Annotated in this window: 20 protein-coding genes; 16 read left to right on the forward strand and 4 right to left on the reverse strand. The window is 37.7% G+C overall.

Features of this window, described 5'->3' with window-relative positions:
* Window positions 1-15 precede the first annotated feature (15 nt).
* The 16 genes from rpmE (at window position 16) to E0946_RS05080 (ending at window position 14912) form a co-directional block, all read left to right on the forward strand.
* The gene (gene rpmE, locus E0946_RS05005) at window positions 16-228 is read left to right on the forward strand and encodes a 50S ribosomal protein L31 (protein ID WP_133201368.1); all 213 of its coding nucleotides are present in this window, start codon (window positions 16-18) and stop codon (window positions 226-228) included.
* 90 nt (window positions 229-318) lie between these two features.
* A complete protein-coding gene (locus tag E0946_RS05010) occupies window positions 319-1302 on the forward strand; it encodes a DUF1385 domain-containing protein (protein ID WP_133201369.1) in 984 nt (327 codons plus the stop codon).
* On the forward strand, window positions 1292-2359 hold the full coding sequence (prfA, locus tag E0946_RS05015; protein ID WP_133201370.1) for a peptide chain release factor 1: 1068 nt from the start codon (window positions 1292-1294) through the stop codon (window positions 2357-2359). The genes E0946_RS05010 and prfA overlap by 11 nt, the downstream gene beginning before the upstream one ends.
* Window positions 2360-3625, forward strand: coding sequence for a hemolysin family protein (locus tag E0946_RS05020; protein ID WP_133201371.1), 1266 nt, complete (start codon window positions 2360-2362; stop codon window positions 3623-3625).
* On the forward strand, window positions 3622-5295 hold the full coding sequence (ftcD, locus tag E0946_RS05025; protein ID WP_133201372.1) for a glutamate formimidoyltransferase: 1674 nt from the start codon (window positions 3622-3624) through the stop codon (window positions 5293-5295). Before E0946_RS05020 ends, ftcD begins: the two co-directional genes overlap by 4 nt.
* A 39-nt stretch (window positions 5296-5334) precedes the next feature.
* Window positions 5335-5736: a DUF5658 family protein gene (locus E0946_RS05030; RefSeq protein WP_133201373.1), complete on the forward strand. Its 402-nt coding sequence runs from the start codon at window positions 5335-5337 to the stop codon at window positions 5734-5736.
* Window positions 5737-5841: 105 nt separating this feature from the next.
* Window positions 5842-6801 carry an NAD-dependent epimerase/dehydratase family protein gene (locus E0946_RS05035; protein ID WP_133201374.1) on the forward strand — a complete coding sequence of 320 codons (960 nt, stop codon included), beginning with the start codon at window positions 5842-5844 and terminating at the stop codon, window positions 6799-6801.
* Window positions 6791-8146 carry an SLBB domain-containing protein gene (locus E0946_RS05040; protein WP_133201375.1) on the forward strand — a complete coding sequence of 452 codons (1356 nt, stop codon included), beginning with the start codon at window positions 6791-6793 and terminating at the stop codon, window positions 8144-8146. Before E0946_RS05035 ends, E0946_RS05040 begins: the two co-directional genes overlap by 11 nt.
* Before the next feature lie 12 nt (window positions 8147-8158).
* Window positions 8159-9265 (forward strand): DegT/DnrJ/EryC1/StrS family aminotransferase, encoded by a 1107-nt coding sequence (locus E0946_RS05045; RefSeq protein WP_133201376.1) that lies wholly within the window; start codon window positions 8159-8161, stop codon window positions 9263-9265.
* 5 nt (window positions 9266-9270) lie between these two features.
* Window positions 9271-10062, forward strand: a complete 792-nt coding sequence (locus tag E0946_RS05050; protein ID WP_133201377.1) for an electron transfer flavoprotein subunit beta/FixA family protein — start codon at window positions 9271-9273, stop codon at window positions 10060-10062.
* Window positions 10062-10880 carry a prolipoprotein diacylglyceryl transferase gene (gene lgt, locus E0946_RS05055; protein ID WP_133201378.1) on the forward strand — a complete coding sequence of 273 codons (819 nt, stop codon included), beginning with the start codon at window positions 10062-10064 and terminating at the stop codon, window positions 10878-10880. The genes E0946_RS05050 and lgt overlap by 1 nt, the downstream gene beginning before the upstream one ends.
* The gene (locus tag E0946_RS05060; RefSeq protein WP_133201379.1) at window positions 10877-11572 is read left to right on the forward strand and encodes a hypothetical protein; all 696 of its coding nucleotides are present in this window, start codon (window positions 10877-10879) and stop codon (window positions 11570-11572) included. The genes lgt and E0946_RS05060 overlap by 4 nt, the downstream gene beginning before the upstream one ends.
* 3 nt (window positions 11573-11575) lie before the next feature.
* On the forward strand, window positions 11576-12871 hold the full coding sequence (gene purB, locus E0946_RS05065; protein ID WP_133201380.1) for an adenylosuccinate lyase: 1296 nt from the start codon (window positions 11576-11578) through the stop codon (window positions 12869-12871).
* A 32-nt stretch (window positions 12872-12903) separates the two neighbouring features.
* A complete protein-coding gene (locus E0946_RS05070; protein WP_133201381.1) occupies window positions 12904-13341 on the forward strand; it encodes a DUF2147 domain-containing protein in 438 nt (145 codons plus the stop codon).
* A gap of 54 nt (window positions 13342-13395) precedes the next feature.
* The gene (locus E0946_RS05075; RefSeq protein WP_133201382.1) at window positions 13396-14055 is read left to right on the forward strand and encodes a phosphatidylserine decarboxylase; all 660 of its coding nucleotides are present in this window, start codon (window positions 13396-13398) and stop codon (window positions 14053-14055) included.
* The gene (locus E0946_RS05080) at window positions 14052-14912 is read left to right on the forward strand and encodes a hypothetical protein (protein ID WP_133201383.1); all 861 of its coding nucleotides are present in this window, start codon (window positions 14052-14054) and stop codon (window positions 14910-14912) included. The genes E0946_RS05075 and E0946_RS05080 overlap by 4 nt, the downstream gene beginning before the upstream one ends.
* Before the next feature lie 247 nt (window positions 14913-15159).
* Here E0946_RS05080 and dtd read toward each other — a convergent pair whose 3' ends face one another.
* Genes dtd through mrdA form a run of 4 tightly spaced genes read right to left on the reverse strand, consistent with a single transcriptional unit; the run spans window position 15160 to window position 19348 of the window.
* On the reverse strand, window positions 15160-15597 hold the full coding sequence (gene dtd, locus E0946_RS05085; RefSeq protein WP_133201384.1) for a D-aminoacyl-tRNA deacylase: 438 nt from the start codon (window positions 15595-15597) through the stop codon (window positions 15160-15162).
* Complete coding sequence (locus E0946_RS05090) at window positions 15597-16214, reverse strand: hypothetical protein (protein ID WP_133201385.1); 618 nt, start codon at window positions 16212-16214, stop codon at window positions 15597-15599. Before E0946_RS05090 ends, dtd begins: the two co-directional genes overlap by 1 nt.
* Window positions 16211-17428 carry a rod shape-determining protein RodA gene (rodA, locus tag E0946_RS05095; protein ID WP_133201386.1) on the reverse strand — a complete coding sequence of 406 codons (1218 nt, stop codon included), beginning with the start codon at window positions 17426-17428 and terminating at the stop codon, window positions 16211-16213. Before rodA ends, E0946_RS05090 begins: the two co-directional genes overlap by 4 nt.
* Before the next feature lie 12 nt (window positions 17429-17440).
* Window positions 17441-19348 (reverse strand): penicillin-binding protein 2, encoded by a 1908-nt coding sequence (gene mrdA, locus E0946_RS05100; protein WP_133201387.1) that lies wholly within the window; start codon window positions 19346-19348, stop codon window positions 17441-17443.
* Between the last annotated feature and the right edge of the window lie 94 nt (window positions 19349-19442).

Raw genomic sequence — 19442 nt, forward strand, 5'->3', positions numbered from 1 at the left:
TAAGGAGTAAGATAGATGAAAAAGGGAATTCATCCCAAATACGATATTGCTACTGTACATTGTGTTTGTGGCAATACTTTTCAGACTCGTTCAACTAAGGGTGATTTACAGGTAGAAATATGCAACAAATGCCATCCTTTCTACACTGGAAAACAAAAGATAGTGGATAGGGCAGGACGAGTTGAAAAATTTATTAAAAAATACAATCTGAAAACAGACGAAAAATAGTTAACAAACTACTATAACGCCATTTCGCTGCAAATAAGAGCTGGAGAAATGGCGTTTTTGTATCCAGATTAGATATTATTAAGGATTTATATGGAGCAAAAGAAGGAAATCAGTGTCGGTGGACAAGCAGTTATTGAAGGTGTGATGATGAGAGGACCCGATGTAATAGCTACTGCTATTCGTAGAAAAGATGGGACTATTGAATTGTTTAGAGAACATTTCGAAACTAAAGCTAAAAAAGGAACTTTTCTTGGTCTACCCATTATTCGTGGTTTTGTCTCTCTGATAGAAATGCTCATTATAGGAATGAAGACCATAACGCTTTCGGCAAATAGAGCAGAGCTGGACCTAAAAGAAAATGCCCCCAATCCAGCAAAAGCCTCCACAGAAAAATCAAAAACAGTTCAGCAATTGGAAAATCTTTTTAGCTATGTGATTGCCTTTGCTCTTGCTTTTCTCTTATTTGGCTGGCTTCCTTACTGGCTTGCAGATTTAGTAGGTTTTTCCAGACAGAATTTCTTCTTCAATCTCTTTGCTGGTGTTATGAGAGCAGTTTTCTTTGTGGTATATATCTGGCTAATAAGTAAAATGAAAGATATCCATCGTATCTTTCAATACCATGGTGCAGAACATAAAAATGTTAATGCCTATGAAAAAGGCATTCCTCTGGAAATTCCACAGATTCAGGCAAATTCAACTATTCATCCTCGTTGTGGGACCAGCTTTATTTTCTTTGTCCTGCTTCTTTCCATTATAATTTTTTCCCTTGCGGACACTCTTGTATCTGCTTTTATTATTCATGGCAAGATTCCTTTAGCCACCAGATTAGCCTATCACATAGTTATTTTATTGCCTTTAATAGGCGGAGTAAGTTACGAAATCTTGAAGTTCAGCGGAAAAAATATAAATCATCCACTGGTAAAGATTTTGACCGTTCCAGGTATGGCTTTACAGAAGATTACAACTCAGCCTCCAGATGATTCTATGATTGAAGTAGGGTTGGTGGCAATGAAAGCGGCACTGGGAATGGACCTTGATGGACACAATGTTCAAATAATTCAAGATGTTACCTGAAGAAAAACTTAATAGTTATAAAAAGGAACTGGAAGAACTTCAAAAAACTCTCTCAGATCCTTCTATAATAAACGATACTAATCGCTATAAAGCCTTGCGTAGACGATATAAAGAGCTGGAAGAGATTTGCTCTGAATGGGACAACTATCAAAAACTGGAAAAACAAATTGCAGATACGAATAGTTTCTTGCAAACAGAATCTGACCCAGAATTGGAAGCTCTGGCTAAAGAGGAATTGGAAGAGCTGAAAAATAAATTTCAAGCAAGTGAAGAAAAAATCAGAGAATTGCTGATTCCTCAAGATCCGAATGACCATAAAAATGCTATTGTAGAAATCAGAGCTGGAACTGGAGGTGAAGAAGCTGCTCTTTTTGCCGCTGACCTTTTCCGAATGTATAGCTACTACGCAGAAAAGAAAGGTTGGCAAATCCAGGTATTGAGTGCTAATGAAACAGAATTGGGTGGCTACAAAGAGATTGTTTTTCTGCTTACTGGGGATGATGTATATGGTCATATGCGATTTGAAAGTGGTGTTCATAGAGTTCAACGTATACCTGTAACTGAGTCCAATGGCAGAATTCATACCTCAGCTGTTACCGTAGCAGTTTTACCCGAAGCTGAAGATATTGATATAGATATAGATGAAAAAGATTTGCGGATAGATGTATATAGAAGCACTGGACATGGTGGTCAGAGTGTCAACACCACTGATTCTGCAGTAAGGATAACCCATATTCCCACTGGAATAGTAGTCACCTGTCAGGATGAAAAATCCCAGATTAAGAATAAGGCTAAAGCATTGAAAGTGCTTAGGTCCAGACTTCTGGATGCAGAAATCAGTCGTCAAGAACAGGAAATTGCCCGTTCTCGTAAAGCTCAAGTAGGGACAGGAGACCGTTCTGCTAAAATCCGTACCTACAATTTTCCTCAATCCCGTGTTACCGACCATAGAATTAACTTGACAAGCTACGACCTGGAATCTTTTATGAATGGTGAGATTGATGATTTTATTCAAGCCTTAAGATTAGCCTGGCGAAATGAAAAAGTGAAAGAATAAATGTCTATTTTACAAATCATACTCTGGTGCCTGATTTTTCTTGTCTTGATGCTATTTTCTTTTCTATTTGCTGGTTTTGAAAATGGTGTTATTTCTATAAATCAGCTGGAACTGGAAAGTAAAGCGAAGAAAGATAAATCAGCAGCTAAACTTTTGGCTATGGTTAGGCAACCTGATAAGGTTTTAGGTACCACTCTCTTAGGCAATAATATTGTAAACATTCTTTTTGCATCACTTGCTACTTATGTAGTAGATAGATATATCGTAAGTTTTAATGCAAGATACACCTCATTAATTGTTGGAGCTATTGTTCTTATTTTTTGTGAAGTAGTCCCTAAAACTTTGTTTAGAGAATATCCTGATGTATTAGTCCCAGCGGTAGCTCCTTTTATGCGAGGAGTCTACGCTATTTTAAAACCGCTGGTTACTTGTGTTTCCTGGATGAACACTCGTCTACGTAATATACTTAAAATTACGGAAGGAAATAGTTTTAATTATTTAACCAAGGACGATTTAACCTATTTACTTTCGGTGACGGAAGCTGATGCCTCTGAAGAACCTCAGATAGAAATGATTGAAGATGCCCTGGATTTTACTGAACAGGTAGCTAAAGATATAATGGTTCCGCGCACCGAATTGGTAGCTATTCCAGCCACAGCAACTGTTTCTGAAGCAATAGAAATTGCTCGGGAAGAAGGTTTTACCCGCTATCCCGTTTATGGTAAAGATATTGATGATATTGTAGGAATCCTTATAATATATGATTTTCTCAAAAAGGAATGCTCACCTGATATAACTGTGAGTGAATTGACCCATAAACCTTTCTTTACTCCAGAAAACATTAATCTAAGTGTTCTTTTAAGGCAAATGCAAAAATATCACCGTAGTATTGCTATAGTAGTGGATGCTTATGGTGGCACTTCTGGAATTGTGACGATGGAAGATATACTGGAAGAGATTGTTGGTGAAATTGCTGATGAGTATGATGAAGAAGAAGAAATTGAAGAAGTTGAACAATTAACTCCGGACACCTGGTTAGTTCCTGGAGATATGGAAATTGACCGTTTAGCTGATGAATATAATATCCAGCTACCGGAAGGAGACTATCAAACAGTAGCAGGATTAATTCTTGACCGTCTTGCCAAAATCCCTCATCAAGGACAAATAATTAACATTGAGGGTTATAGAATTCAGGTGTTACAGGTAACTGATAGGAAAATACTGAAAGTAAAAATACATAGAATTAAACCCCGAGGTAATGTATGAAACTGATGGAATGTGTTCCAAATTTCAGTGAAGGAAGAGACCAGAGTGTTATTGATGCTATAGCTAATGCTATCAAATCAGTTAAAAATGTGGTTCTTCTGGATGTTGATCCAGGAGCAGACACTAATCGCACTGTTTTTACGATGGCAGGTGAACCAGAAGCAGTTTTAGAAGCTGCATTTCAAGCTATCAAAAAAGCAAGTGAACTTATTGATATGAGTAAACATCATGGTGAACATCCTCGTATGGGAGCAACCGATGTCTGTCCTTTCATTCCTATCTCTGATATGACAATGGAAGAATGCGTGGAATATGCTCGTCGTCTGGGGAAAAGAGTAGGTGAAGAATTAGGAATTCCTGTATATCTTTATGAATATGCTGCCACTAAGGAAGAATGGCGTAATCTTTCTAATATCCGGGCTGGAGAATATGAAGCGTTACCAGAAAAAGCTAAGGATCCTGCCTGGAAACCTGATTTTGGACCTCATATCTTTAATGCTAAGTCCGGCGCTACTGCTATTGGAGCAAGAGAATTCCTGATTGCATATAATATTAATCTTAATACCAGAGACAAAAGAAAAGCCAGTGAACTGGCAGCTATCATCAGAGAAAGCGGAAGACCTGCCAAAGATGAGAAGGGCCGTATTATAAAGGACGAACAGGGTAATAAAGTCATTATCCCAGGGCTGTTTCAACATTGCAAAGCGGTTGGATGGTATATTGAAAGCTATAAAAGAGCGCAGATTAGTATTAATCTGACTAATTATAAAATCACACCTCCTCATATAGTGCTGGAAAAAGTGCGTGAACTCGCATCAGAAAGAGGTATTGTGGTTACTGGAAGTGAACTTGTGGGTTTAATTCCTAAGGCAGCTATGGTTAATGCAGGTAAGTTCTATCTGGAAAGAATGGGGGAGAGCACTGGTCTTCCAGAAAGAATGATTATGGAGACGGCAATCCAATCTATGGGTTTAGCAGAACTTACACCTTTTGACCTGGATAAAAAAGTGATAGAATATGCTATTGCCAAGAAGGATAGACTCAGTGCAATGAGTCTGGAATCTTTTGCTGATTTACTTTCCACGGATACTCCAGCTCCTGGAGGTGGTAGTGTTGCTGCTTTTTGTGCCGCTCTTTCTGCTGCCTTAACTGCTATGGTATCTAATCTTACTATAAATAAAAAAGGTTATGAATCCGTGCAAAACCAAGTGCGTGAAATTGCGCCTCAAGCACAGGATATCAAACTTCAGGCTATACAATTAATAGATGAAGATACCGATGCTTTCAATGCTATGATGGATGCAAGTCGGTTGCCTAAAAAGACAGAGGAAGAGATTGCGCTAAGAGAACAAAAGATAGAAGAAGCAACGAAACAGGCTATCCTGGTGCCTTTACACACCCTGGAAATAGCTCTTCAAGCTTTAAAATTGGCTGATGAAGTTGCCAAAGTGGGAAATATGAATGCCCTTTCTGATGCAGGAACTGCTGCTCTTACTGCCTTAACTGCCGCAAAAGCTGCTAATTATAATATCTTGATTAACCTTCCGCAAATTAAAGATGAAGCTTTTAAAGAAGACATTAATAATCGGGCTATGAATCTGCTTCAGGAAAGTGAAACTCTTGCTTCGCAAATAGAGTCCTTCGTCTCAGATAGACTAAAAAATGCCTGATAGACTTTCTTTAAGCCCCATTTTTCTATCTTAATTAATATGAAAGCGAGTTTTATTCATCTTTTTTCTCGCTTAAACTTGCTGATTCTACAGTTCATTATCTTTGTAATTTTAAATATCCTGGATGGTCATTCCACCTGGAAAGTACTGTATCCTGACAAACATCACCGGGAAATGAATCCACTGGCTCGCTGGGTTTTCCGCAAATTAGGAGTAACTAAAGGTATTATAACCTATAAAACTGTCTTAATTCTTATAATAGGAATTTTATTTGGGCATTATGCGAAAAAGGATACCTTCAGTTTAAATGTCATTCTCAGTGTGGCAAATATCGTTTTTTTAATTACTGTGGTGCACAATTATAAAGTTTACCGAAAAATTCATCATTCTCAAAGAAAAAGTGATAAAACTTCAGAATTAGATGGAGAAGAAATAAGTTAAGATTCCCAAAGTCTTTTTTATTGACAAAATAGTAGATTATAGTTTGTAAGTAAAAGATATAGAAATATTGATTTAACTTGCTAACTGCTAATTATTGGAGAAGTTATGAAGATTCTGATAACAGGCGGTGCGGGTTTTATTGGTTCGCACTTAGCTGAAAGACTGGTAGAAGAAGGAAATCAGGTGGTGGTGGTAGACAATTTATCTACTGGTCGTCTGGAAAATATAGAATCCATTAAAGCCAATGGTAACTTTCATTACACCATTGGTAGCATCCTGAATCGGGAATTAATGGAAAAATTGATGGAGGGGGTAGACCAAGTTTATCATTTAGCTGCTGCTGTAGGCGTGAAATATATTATAGAGAATCCATTACTTTCATTGCGAACAAATATCCTGGGAACAGAGAATGTTCTGGAACTGGCTAATAAATATAAAGCAAAAGTCCTTATAACTTCAACTTCAGAGATTTATGGGAAAAGTGATAAGGTTCCTTTTCATGAGGATGATGACCGCCTTCTTGGACCTACTCGTATAAGTCGCTGGGGATATAGTTGTAGTAAGGCTATTGATGAATTTATGGCTCTGGCTTATTTTCGGGAGAAAAGACTGCCCGTGGTGATTGTTAGATGTTTTAATACCGTGGGACCTCGTCAAACTGGTCAATATGGAATGGTGCTTCCCAAATTCATCAAAGCTGCCTTGCTGGATCAACCTATTGTGGTGTATGGTACAGGAAAGCAGACTCGTTGTTTTGCCGATGTATCCGATGTGGTGGGTGCTTTTATAAAATTGATGAATACTCCTAAATGTGTAGGAGAGATATTCAATGTAGGGACAACTGAATCCATTTCAATAGAAGACCTGGCTAAAAAAGTGAAGGAGATGTGCGATAGTAAATCCAGGATTGAATATATGAGTTATGAAGAAGCATTTGAAGAAGGATTTGAGGATATGATGAACCGTATGCCTTGTCTAGACAAAGTTAAAGAATATATCGGTTATGAACCAAAATACAGTCTGGATGATATTATCCGTAGAATGATTGAGTATTATGAAAAGTAAAGTTATTTGTATTATTCTACTTAGTCTGAGTGTTTTTATCGCCGCTCAGGTACCCACAACTTACGCTCCAACAAGCTTAATTTCTGTTAATGTGACTGGTTTTGTAGATTCTCCGGGAACTTATCAACTTTCCTCTATTAGTCGTCTTTCAGATGCCTTAAAATTAGCTGGAACTCCCTCTCCTATAATCCTTGAAAAAGGACCTACCTATATACCGAGGCTTTATACCTCTGAGGAAAAATCGGTCTCCCCTAAAGATTCCTTATTTTTAAATTTTCAAGCTCTAAGGAGTGTTAAATTAACAAGAGGCAAAGAAACAAAGACTTATGATTATATGAAATTTGTCCGGATGGGTGATTTAGAGCAAAATCCTATTCTGCGAGATGGAGATGTGATAAATGTAGGTGCTGTTCATACCACGGTTACTATAGTAGGAGAGGTGTATTATCCTGGTGAATATGAATATATTGCAGGAGACAGACTTTCAGACCTATTAAATCTTGCCCAAGGCTTTACCTTGAGTGCAGACAGGAAGATAGTTAATATCTATCGTTATAAGGAGAATTTAAAAGATTTTGATTTGATTACTGTGGATTTGCGAACGCACAAACCAGAAGATATTATAATCTATCCTTATGACCGCATAACTATTAATCGTGATACGGAATATAGAAGAGGCTGGAATATTATTGTAGAAGGAAATGTCAAATCACCAGGTAAGTATTATATTGGTGATAACACCACACTCTATGATATATTGCTACTATGTGGGGGACCTAATTCCAGAGGAGACCTGAGAAACGCCATTTATGCAAATCTTCCCAATACCGAGAAAGTAGACCCTGAATTTGAACGGCTCAAGAAAATGGATATAACCCAAATGTCTATTATAGAATACCACTATTTACAGAATCGTCTGCGTCAATTTCCGGGCAGATATAGCATAGATGTTTCTCGCACCTGGGAATCTAAAGGTAGTGAATGCAATCCTGTCCTGCAGGATGGAGATTATCTTTATGTTCCTCTTAAAATGGATATGGTAGCTGTAACTGGTCAGGTGGTTAATCCTGGATTAATCCCCTGGGTGGAAGGGAAAACCTGGGATTATTATGTTAAATCAGCTGGTGGCTACACAAATAATAAGAGTTTTAATGGTGTTCGGATTATAGATGCACAAAGTGGAAACTGGGTTAGACCTTCTTCTAAGACAGTTTTATATCCAGGGGATACAGTTTTTGTGGCAGCTAAAACGGAATACGATGCTTGGACCCGATTTAAAGATATAATGTTGATTACCACACAAATAATGACAATAATATTGGGCATTCATACCCTCGCTAATTAAAGGAGAATAAAATTGAAAGTACCATTGTTAGATCTGCAGGCACAATACGAACCAATTATGTCTAAAGTAAAAGCCGCGATTGACGAAGTTATTGCTGAAAATGACTTTATTCTTGGTCATCAGGTGAAAGAATTTGAAGATAAGATGGCGAACTATTTAGGTATTAAATATGCTATAGGATGCGCCTCAGGAACAGATGCACTGGTTCTTGCCGTTCAAGCTACAGGAATTGGTGCTGATGATGAAGTAATAACCACTCCTTTTACCTTTTTCGCTACTGCATCTTCCATTTGGCGAAATGGAGCAAAACCTCGGTTCGTAGATATTAATCCCGGCACCTTTAATCTTGATGTGGAAAAGCTTGAAGCAGCTATCACGGATAAAACTCGTGCCATTATGCCAGTTCATCTTTTTGGTCAAGCTTGTGATATGACTCGGATTATGGAGATAGCAGAAAAATATAATTTGAAAGTGATAGAAGATAATGCTCAAGGTATTGGTTGCACTTGGGATGGCAAAATGAGTTGCTCCTTTGGTGATGTTGGAACTTTATCTTTCTTTCCAAGTAAAAATCTTGGTGCTATGGGTGATGGTGGGATGTGCTTAACTAATGATGAAGAATTGGCACTCAAACTGCGTCAATTAAGAGTTCATGGAGAAAATCCTAAATATTATCATAAATGGGTTGGTTTAAACAGCAGGCTGGATACGATTCAAGCTGCTGTCTTAGGTGTTAAACTGGATTATCTCAGTCAATGGAGTGAAGGTCGTCGGGCTAATGCAGCATTTTATGATGAACAGCTGGCAGATATTCCACAGGTTAAGACGCCTTATATCCATCCTTCTGCCGTTTCTATCTATAATCAATACACTATCTATTGTGAAAACAGGGATGCGTTAATTCATCATCTAAAGGGAAAAGAAATAGGATGTGCTATATATTATCCTTTACCTCTTCATCTTCAGGAATGTTTTGCCGAATTAGGTTACAAAAAAGGTGATTTTCCTATGGCAGAAAAAGCATCACAAAGTGTGTTATCTCTTCCCATCTATCCAGAACTGACGGATGCGCAAAAGTCCTATGTGGTTGAGGCTATCAAAGAATTTTATCAAGGTTGAGAGTTATGAATATTATAGTTTGCGTAAAACAGGTGCCCAATACTACAGAGATTAAAATTGACCCCGTAACGAACACTCTCATTAGAGAAGGAGTGGAAAGCATTCTTAATCCCTTTGATGCTTATGCAGTGGAAGAAGCGGTTAGAATGAAAGAAAGATATGGTGGTATGGTTACAGCTATTTGTATGGGACCTAATCAAGCGGAGGAAACTTTAAGAGAAACTGTGGCAGTTGGAGTAGATAATATAATTTTACTTTCAGACCGTCGTTTTGCTGGAGCAGATACCTTAGCTACCAGTTTGACTCTGGCGACTGCTATTAAAAAAATCGGTGACTATGACCTTATTTTTACTGGACAGCAAGCTATAGATGGAGACACCGGTCAGGTAGGACCAGGTATTGCATCTCATCTGGATATCTGTCAATGTTGTTTTGTGCGGAAGATAGATGAGGTTAATGAAGGAACCATCACACTTCAAAGGTTAATGGAAGATGGCTCCGACCAATTAAAATTGAAATTGCCAGCTGTCATATCTGTTGTTAAAGAAATAAACACTCCTCGTTTGCCATCTCTTAGAGGAAAGCGTAATGCCAGAAGCGTGCCATTGACCGTTTGGAACGCAGATGACCTGGGACTGGATGAAAAGGAAATTGGATTGAATGGCTCACCCACTCAAGTTATTAAAATCTTTACTCCCAAACATGAAAAGAAAACCGAAAAATATGTGGTTTCACCAGAAGAGGCAGCAGATTTAATAGTTAAGAAGCTGGATGAAATAACTCGTGGGGCAAAGTAATGCTACCTTATCCTAATATTGATCCGGTGATGGCTCATTTTACTATTGGTGGAATCAATTTCTCCATTCGCTGGTATGGATTCTTCTATGTTTTGAGTTTTATACTGGGATATATTTTTCTATGGAAATTACTAAAATATAGAAAAGTTAAAATCACCCGAGACCAATATGATGGAATTATCTTTTCCATTATGCTCGGAGTTATTTTAGGTGGTAGATTGGGCTATGTGCTTTTTTATAATCTACCCTATTACCTAAGGCATCCGGTGGAAATTCTTTATGTCTGGGAAGGAGGGATGAGTTTTCATGGAGGTGCTCTGGGAGTTATTATAGCCTGTCTGATTTATATGCGCAGGCAAAAAATTCCTTTCTATTCAGTTGCTGATTGTGCTATGCCTATGGTGGCAGTTGGGTTAGGATTGGGGCGATTAGGTAATTTTATTAATGGAGAACTATGGGGGAAGGTAACAAATTTACCCTGGGGTATGGTTTTCCCTGATGCTGGACCTTTACCTCGTCATCCAACTCAGTTATATGAACTCTTCTTTGAAGGTATAGTCCTCGGAGTGCTCTCTTATATTCTTCTTAAAAAAACTAAAAAGGAGGGATTGGTCTTTTGGTCTTTTATCGGTCTATATGGCATCTTCCGTTTTCTTATAGAATTCATCAGGGTGCCGGATGACCTGGAAATCTATGATAAAATTGGATATTTTCTCGGTTTTATGACCATCGGTCAGATTCTTAGTGTGATAATGATTATAGCAGCTGCTATTGGAATATGGACACTTTACCGTAAAAAACCGGAGGTAGCTTTATGAAACATCCTGGATTATTATTTAGCTTAACTATAGTTTTACTTACAGTGGTCTCCTGTGCCAGTATGCAACCTGTAGACAAGACTCAGTTATTGAGAACTGAATGGGAGAGATGGCAAAATTTTGAAGCACAGGGTGTGGTGCAATTAACTAATTCAGGTCTCACTATGAGGAGAATGTTTGTCCTTTCTAAAACACCTGAGGCTATGCGTTTTGATATCCTATCTGGTGGTGTGCTGGCAGCAAATCCAGAACCTTTAATTTCTGTCTATTATAGTGATTATCTCGCTATTCAATGTCCTCAATTTCCTAAAATAGAAATCCTGGCTCAAATGCCAATCTTTCCTGAAAAGTTGCCGATTTATGATATTGATAGGGATTCGCTTTTTACGGCTTATGCCGATTCTATAATCAATCACCAGGAATTAAACCTGGAAGGCTTACAGCTAAAATTCAACTCAGCTATGCAACTGGAAAAAATAATTGAACCCAAATCCGGAATGGAAATAAATATCAATCGTAATTCTCAAGGTGATCCCGATAAGGTAAAATTGGCTATCAGTGAAAATACCTATCTATTATTATTGATTGATTCTATTAGTTATGGAAACGCACAAATAGAACCTCTTCCTCCAAATCCAAAAGTGGAATTACCAGAAGATTGGAAACAAATGTTTAAAAGTTTACTGGAGTAATTGATGATTAAACGTTATAGCTTACCTGAAATGGAGCATATTTGGACTCAAGAGAACCGATATGAGTGCTGGTTAGAAGTAGAATTAGCAGCGGCTCGTGCCATGCATGAACTGGATATTATTCCAGATGCTGATTGGGAAATTATTGCCGAAAAAGCGGATTTTAATAGTGAGCGTATAGATGAGATTGAAGCGGTCACGCATCACGATGTTATCGCTTTTTTGACCAATGTGGCAGAATATGTAGGTGAACCTGCTCGCTGGATTCATTACGGATTGACCTCTTCTGATGTGCTGGATACTGCTACAGCTTTGCAATTAAAGCGTTCAGGTGAGTTGATTTTAACCGAATTACTTCGTCTGGCAGAAACTTTAAAATTAAAAGCAAGAGAACATCGCAGAACTTTATGTATGGGTCGTTCTCATGGGATTCATGCTGAACCCACTTGTTTTGGATTGAAATTCGCTCTCTGGTATGATGAAGCACAAAGAAATGTACAACGCCTACAAAATGCGATTGATACCGTAGCTGTAGGACAATTCAGTGGGGCTGTGGGGAATTTTGCTCATATAGACCCCCGGGTGGAAGAATTAGCCTGTAAGTATCTGGATTTAAAACCAGTAAATATTTCTACTCAGGTAATTCAAAGAGACCTGTATGCCTATTTCTTAGCTGAACTTGCACTTATCGGTGCATTGATAGAAAAAATTGCTCTGGAAATAAGACATTTGCAACGAACTGAGGTTCAAGAAGTGGAAGAAAATTTCTCTCCAGGACAAAAAGGCTCTTCCGCTATGCCACATAAACGCAATCCTATCGTAAGTGAACAACTTTGTGGATTGTCACGAGTGCTTCGTTCTAATCTAATTGCCGCTCTGGAAAATATTCCCCTCTGGCATGAAAGAGATATTTCTCATTCTTCCGTAGAACGCATTATCTTGCCCGATTCCTGCATCTTAGTGCATTATATGCTTTCTAAATGTTGCAGTTTAATCAGCAACTTGGTAGTATATACAGAGAATATGAAAGCCAATATGGAACTTACTCATGGTCTGGTATTTTCTCAGGCGGTGCTTTTGCATCTGGTTCAGAAAGGACTTTCTCGTGAGGTAGCTTATACTATAGTTCAATCCGATGCGATGGAATGTGCCAATACCGGTAAAGACTTCAAGGAGTATGTGTTAGCAGATAGCAGGATAACTTCTCTCTTGCCTGAAGCAGAAATTAAGGATATCTTTAATTATGAGAGATATCTCAGAAATGTTGATTTTATTTATAAACGCTGCGGGATTATCTAAACTATGAAGTAAAGATAAGCAGGGAGTGTAAAATGAAAAAATTGATTTTATCTCTTACTGCGGTGGCAATGTTTCTACCTGTAATGCTTGTTGCCCAGGTTTATAGCATTGAAGGATACTGGCATGACCCGGATAAAACTGCAAAGGTGCAGATTTACCAGCCTTATACAGATTATTATTGTGGTAAGATTATCTGGCTAAAAGAACCTATGGAAAATGGTAAACCCAGGATGGATATCAAAAATCCAGATCCCAATCTTCGTTCTCGTCCTCTGATGGATTTGGTTATCATCAAAGGGTTAGTTCCTGCAGGTGAAAATAAATATGAAAATGGCACCTTCTATGATTATGCCACAGGAAACACCTATTCAGCAAAAGTAGAATTAACTGGGCCTAATACTATGAAACTACGTAAATATATAGGTGTATCTTTTATGGGTCATACCGAAACCTGGACCAGAGCAAAATAAAGTAGTTTGAGTTAGCAGAATTGAATAAATTTTTTAAGGAAAGAGAGTAAAGGAATGGTTCATAAGACAGATAAATACCTTTTAACCGATGTTAATCACTTAAGACGAATAAAATTCGCTCAATTCAGAAGTCAAATTCCAGCTCTTATTATTCTTGTTCTGGCTATTATAATGAATTCTATTTTTCCTAATAATAATCGTTTATACTACGATGTAGCACTAATAATTGCTATTCTGGCAATTGCAGCCTACATTATTGTTGGACTTTGTTATCGTTATCGTCAGCGTATACCAATTCCTCCAGAGAATGCTATAGTTTCACCTGTGCAGGGGAAAATAGCCTATATCAGAAGAATTGATGATAACACTTTAATAAATATAAGGAAAAGTCTTTTTGACCGGGTGGAATTTCGCAGTCCACATTCCTCTGCTTATTTAGAAAACGGGGTTGTCCAATTTGAAACACCTGCTGGAAAAGCCTACATTCGCTTGAATTTCAAAAAACCTTACTGGTTCTCAGAACCTGATTTCACTACGGGAAATCTTATCGGAATGGTTACCGGTTCAGGAAGTTGCACTATTTCTTTACCCGGCAAAGTATCCTTAAACTTTCAAGCTGGAGATAATATAGATGCGGGTGAACCCCTGTGGGAAGACATCAATTCACTGAATTATGATTCTTCCTCTTCTCCTTATGAAAGAGTTAATTTATGAGTAATCAAAAAACCTCTCCCATATTAATCCTGCTTCTAATAAGCCTCCTGATATTTAGTTGCGTTTTTCTTAATGGAAAATCAGTGCATTCCTATCTGGTGGAAGAAGCCGAAATAAATGAAGCTTCTGGAATAGCTTCGAGCCTGAAATATCCGGGAATACTTTACACTCACAACGATTCCGGTGGTGAAGCAGCAGTTTATGTGCTCAATCAAATAGGGCTTATGCCAGCAAAGATTATCCTGAAAGGAATTGAAAACCGCGATTGGGAAGATATTGCTACTTGTTATGACCCCAAAGACAAAAAACCTTATGTGTATGTCGGAGATATTGGAGATAATAATTCATCGCATTCTTCTTCCTTTATTTATCGCTTTGAAGAACCAGAGATTAAGGATACTTTAATCCTTGTCCATAATATACAGAAAATAGAATTTGTCTATGAAGATGGACCTCGCGATGCGGAAGCGCTAATGGTTGACCCTAAAACAGGAGATATCTATATTATCAGTAAAAGAGATAATCCAGCTAAAATCTATCAACTATCTTATCCACAATCTTTTACTGAGGTCAATACTGCCCGTCTAATTGGTACTCTTTCCTATAAATGGGTTGTTGCAGCAGATTTTTCTCCCTCCGGAGATTATATTCTTGTGAAAACTTATAATCAAATCTACCGCTATAAAAGAAGACCCAATAAAACGGTGATAGAGGCATTAATGACCAAACCTAAAATTTTGCCTTATGAGCTGGAAGAACAGGGTGAAGCAGTTGCTTTTGACGCTAAGGGGAAGGGTTATTTTACTATCAGTGAAAAAGCAGAGAATACGGAAGTTAAACTTTATTACTACAGATAATTCCATTTCTTAACTATATATTAAATAACATCAATTATATCATTTAAATTATTTATTTATTAATATATTCAGGGGTTTTGGGTTCTCTCTTAGCTCTTCCTTAGCTCTATCTTTTTAACTTCCTATCCCCGGAGATAAGGAGCAGATAGGGGTAAGAGAGGGAGGAGTTAGGCATTTTGGGTCTCTGAAAAAATTGTCTTCAAAATTAATTAAATCAAATATCATTATCCCAGTTGAAATTAATATTTTAGAATTCCATAAAAATAGTAACTGGACCATCATTTACTAATGCCACTTCCATATGAGCGCCAAAAACACCAGTTTGAACATTAATACCAGTTTCTTTAATTGATTCTGTAAATTGGTTGAACAGATTTTCAGCGAGAACAGGTGGAGCTGCAGCGGTAAAATCCGGTCTTCTTCCGCGTCTACAATCGGCATAAAGAGTGAATTGTGGGACAAGTAATAGACTGCCACCAATATCTTTAACTGAGAGGTTCATTTTATTATTTTCATCGTGAAAGATACGTAGTTCCAGCACTTTCTTTTTAGCTAAAGGTATTTTAGCAGCGTCATCATCTTTACCAAAACCGACTAAAAGTAGAAGTCCGTTTTTGATGTGAGCCACTAATTGCTGTTCTACCAGCACCTTCGCTTCGTTTACTCGCTGGATTATAATTCTCATCAATCAATTTTGAAGTGATGCACTTCCCAACAACCAGCATCATCAAGCCACACTGAACCCTGAGTAAATGGTGGGATTTCTATGATAACTCTACCAAAAGAAACACCGGGACTTAAAAATCCTGCGCTAATTGACATTTTATCCCATTCATTTTTGCTTTGAATATTATCTTTAAACTTTTTATCAATAGAGCCATCAGCCTTAAAAGTGAGCATACGCAAATTAATTTGTGGTCCTTTCGGTTCTGAAGAACAGGTATAACAACGGACATAATATCCGCCATAACGGTTCACTTTAAAGGGGTCTGAGATGATGCTTACTTTGTAAGGAGAAGCATCAATTCGCAAGGAGCTACTACCATGTAAAGCGCGTTCCCCATCAATAAATACGATATTTGGTGGAGTTTGTTCTTGGTCAGCAGGTTCAATTAGCACGGACCATCCTTTTAAAGATTCCCTGGGGTCCAGTGAATAAGCGTTAAATCCTGGATTAGATAGTAGATTTGGTAAGCCTTCAGTATCTTTTTCAAAATACATAAGACTGGAATGGACAAAGCAAGAAGTAAAAGTTAAAGCCATTCCAATTAGTAACAATCCAAAAAATAAAATCTTTTTCATTTCATTAACCCTCTCTCATTTAGATATTTTAATACAACCCCTACTGCCAGGGTACTAAAAAGTAAGTTAGAGCCACCGTAACTGATAAAAGGCAAAGGAATTCCCGTGGCAGGAATGAGTCCAATGTTCATACCGATATTGATAAAGGTCTGAAATAAAAGATAAGCAAAAATACCAGCAGCGGCAATACGACGTTCACGAACCTGGATTTGTCCAATATCGTTTATAAGTCTATGGAAGAAGAGGAAGAATAGTCCCAGTAACACCAAACTTCCGATAAAGCCAAATTCTTCTCCTATCACGCTGAATATGAAATCAGTGTGATGTTCAGGCAAAAAATGCATATTCTTCTGAGTTCCCTCAAGCCATCCCTTTCCAAAGATAGAACCACTTCCGACAGCAATTTTTGCCTGGATAATCTGATATCCTGCACCTAAAGGGTCTGCCATAGGATTAAAAAAAGACAAAATACGCTGTTGCTGATAATCTTTTAATCCATTCCAGAACACTGGCGTTATAAGTGCCAGAAAGACATTAAGAATGGATGCAATGGAGATAGTAATCCAGGAAAGTCTGGCACGTAATAATAGATATACCAATACTATAATCCAGATGATAATAGCTATCCACCAGAAAGAAGTGATGATACTAATAACTGGTGAAATCAGTAGTAAGATATAGTAAAGGGGTAATTCAGCGGCAATCAACATTGCCAGTAAACTGAAGAAAAAGACTAAAGTAGAACCAAAATCGGGTTCAATTAAGATAAGTAAAGCCGGTAGTACAGTTAATCCCAGTGCGATAAATATCTGTTTTATTTCTGTCATATTATCTTGTGAGATTGCTCTCGCTACCACCAGAATGGTCAGAAGTTTTGCACTTTCTGAAGGTTGATAATTAATTCCTAAGAAAGAAAACCAGCGATGAGCACCATTTACAGGAGGTGTAAAGAGGACCAAAATCAAAGCCAGAATATTTAATATATAAGCTGGCACTATCAACAATTCAAATATAGACATTGGAATCTTTAGGAGTAGATAGACTGCCAATAAGGATATCACCGCAAAAATAGCCTGTTTCCACCAGTAATTTTGAGTGTTTGTGTATCCACCTATGGTAGTTGTAGAAGCAGAAAAGATTACAATACATCCCAGAGCTATAAGAGCAATCAAATAGCCAGCCAGAACAAAATCAAATTTCTTTTTATTAATCATATTCTTTAAAGTTTAAGGATTGGATTCAGGATGATTTTCTGTCAACGGTAATTCTGGTGTAGGTACAGAAATTTCTGTGGTAGAGGAAGTTTCCATCTCCATCCCAAATTCAGCTTCTTGCTCTTCTGCAGTTAGGAATTGGGGTGGTATAGGTGCAGTTCTCTCAATTCTTTCAATATTGCCCATATAATAATTAAAAATTTTATTAGCTATAGGAGCTGCAACTGCTCCACCTCCACCGGCATTTTCTAAGAAGACAGTAACCACAATGCCCGGTTTATCTGTCTCAATAAAACCAGTAAACCAGGCATGAGTTAGTTTTCCCATATAATTTTCAGCCGAACCGGTTTTACCATAGGTGGTTGCACCTGGCACATTAATAGCTCTGGCAGTTCCTCCCGGTGCATTTGTAACAGCCCATAAACCTTCTTTTATAATTTGTTGAGTGTTTGCGGACCAGGGCATTCGGTAACTTTTCAATGGTTCTATTTGTTCCCGGTTTATACGTGCTGTTCCCATAGTTCTATTTAACAGATGAGGTTGCAACCAGAGTCCACCTCGTGCAATAGCAGCATAGAAAGTGTTTATTTCCATAGGAGTACAAAGTACTTCACCCTGTCCAATGGCAAGATTAGCTTTGTATCCACTCAATCCTGTAACTCTTCCTATTCTTTTCTTGTAATATTTGGTATCTGGGAAAAAGCCACTTCGTTCGTTAGGTAAATCAATTCCAGTTTTATCTGTTAATCCACAAGCTCTGGTATGTGCATAAACTTCATCCAGCTCCATATGATTAATCAAATCATAGAAAAAGACATCACAAGAAACCTTGAATGCATCTACTATGCTTAAAGAACCATGTCCAGCTGCAAACCAGCAACGAAAGAAACGATTTCCAATCTGTAGTCCACCTCTGCAAGCTGCTAAATGGGTGTTTCTATCAATCACACCTTTTTCTAAGCCAAGTGTTCCCATCACAGGTTTAAAAACTGAACCCGGAGGATAAGTTGCATTAATGACTCTATCCAGTAAGGGTTTAGCTGGAGTGTTTAAACTTGCCCAGACCTCTGGTGTGATTTTTTGCATAAAGAGATTAGGGTCATAATCTGGTTTACTTATATAAGCTAAAATCCCTCCAGTTTTCACATCGGTTACAATAATACAACCTTTTGCACCTTGGGGGAAGATTTCATTAGCATAACTCTGCAATTCATTATCAATAGTTAAAATGAGGCTCAGCCCATTTTGAGGTGGAAGAAATATATTATCCTTAAAGAGTTCTAAGCTTCTGCCCTGAGCATCCACCTGAATAATCTCTTTACCATCTTTACCCCTCAATAAGACCTCATAATAGCGTTCCAATCCGTTCTTTCCAATATATGCATTGAGAGAGTAATCCTCATCTTTGTAGCGTTCATATTCCTTTGCGTCTATTCTTCCAACATAACCACAAAAATGATTTGGATATAGATAGTTGCGGGTTGTGCCACTACGAAAACTAAGCTCGGGGAAATCACTAACCTTCTCTGAAAGCTTTATAACTGTCTCATAAGATATATTATCCAGAATTAATATCTCTTCATAGGTCTTAAAACGCTGTTCAAAAACCATCTTGCGCAATTCCTCTGCATCAATGTTAAAGTTATATGCTAAAAAAGAGGAAAGAGCATTCATATCGGATATTTTACCGCTGGTGAGATATAAATTGTAAGAAGGGATATTAGTAACGATAGGACGATATTTACTATCGTATATTTCTCCTCGCGTAGCAGGAATACGACGGATACGCACAAAATTGCTTTCGGCAATGCGTTGATAATAGCTTCCTTTTACTACCTGTAATTTGAAAAGCATTACCACCAATATCATACATAAAATAATTAAGACACCACGAAAAATATGGAGGTAATAATTTTTCATTTTAATCATGCTTCAGCTCAATGCGTAAATGAGATATCAGATATATGGTCCAATATACAACCATGCTCATTGCAAGATTATAGAAGAATGCCAA

The sequence above is a fragment of the Candidatus Syntrophosphaera thermopropionivorans genome (assembly GCF_004353895.1).
In the GTDB taxonomy this organism is placed as follows: Bacteria; Cloacimonadota; Cloacimonadia; order Cloacimonadales; family Cloacimonadaceae; genus Syntrophosphaera; species Syntrophosphaera thermopropionivorans.

Bases quoted from the DNA above. Each gene is read 5' to 3' on its own strand.
- rpmE (WP_133201368.1), top strand. From the start codon at position 16: ATGAAAAAGGGAATTCATCCCAAATACGATATTGCTACTGTACATTGT.
- E0946_RS05010 (WP_133201369.1), top strand. From the start codon at position 319: ATGGAGCAAAAGAAGGAAATCAGTGTCGGTGGACAAGCAGTTATTGAA.
- prfA (WP_133201370.1), top strand. From the start codon at position 1,292: ATGTTACCTGAAGAAAAACTTAATAGTTATAAAAAGGAACTGGAAGAA.
- E0946_RS05020 (WP_133201371.1), top strand. From the start codon at position 2,360: ATGTCTATTTTACAAATCATACTCTGGTGCCTGATTTTTCTTGTCTTG.
- ftcD (WP_133201372.1), top strand. From the start codon at position 3,622: ATGAAACTGATGGAATGTGTTCCAAATTTCAGTGAAGGAAGAGACCAG.
- E0946_RS05030 (WP_133201373.1), top strand. From the start codon at position 5,335: ATGAAAGCGAGTTTTATTCATCTTTTTTCTCGCTTAAACTTGCTGATT.
- E0946_RS05035 (WP_133201374.1), top strand. From the start codon at position 5,842: ATGAAGATTCTGATAACAGGCGGTGCGGGTTTTATTGGTTCGCACTTA.
- E0946_RS05040 (WP_133201375.1), top strand. From the start codon at position 6,791: ATGAAAAGTAAAGTTATTTGTATTATTCTACTTAGTCTGAGTGTTTTT.
- E0946_RS05050 (WP_133201377.1), top strand. From the start codon at position 9,271: ATGAATATTATAGTTTGCGTAAAACAGGTGCCCAATACTACAGAGATT.
- lgt (WP_133201378.1), top strand. From the start codon at position 10,062: ATGCTACCTTATCCTAATATTGATCCGGTGATGGCTCATTTTACTATT.
- E0946_RS05060 (WP_133201379.1), top strand. From the start codon at position 10,877: ATGAAACATCCTGGATTATTATTTAGCTTAACTATAGTTTTACTTACA.
- purB (WP_133201380.1), top strand. From the start codon at position 11,576: ATGATTAAACGTTATAGCTTACCTGAAATGGAGCATATTTGGACTCAA.
- E0946_RS05070 (WP_133201381.1), top strand. From the start codon at position 12,904: ATGAAAAAATTGATTTTATCTCTTACTGCGGTGGCAATGTTTCTACCT.
- E0946_RS05075 (WP_133201382.1), top strand. From the start codon at position 13,396: ATGGTTCATAAGACAGATAAATACCTTTTAACCGATGTTAATCACTTA.
- E0946_RS05080 (WP_133201383.1), top strand. From the start codon at position 14,052: ATGAGTAATCAAAAAACCTCTCCCATATTAATCCTGCTTCTAATAAGC.
- dtd (WP_133201384.1), bottom strand. From the start codon at position 15,597: ATGAGAATTATAATCCAGCGAGTAAACGAAGCGAAGGTGCTGGTAGAA.
- E0946_RS05090 (WP_133201385.1), bottom strand. From the start codon at position 16,214: ATGAAAAAGATTTTATTTTTTGGATTGTTACTAATTGGAATGGCTTTA.
- rodA (WP_133201386.1), bottom strand. From the start codon at position 17,428: ATGATTAATAAAAAGAAATTTGATTTTGTTCTGGCTGGCTATTTGATT.
- mrdA (WP_133201387.1), bottom strand. From the start codon at position 19,348: ATGAAAAATTATTACCTCCATATTTTTCGTGGTGTCTTAATTATTTTA.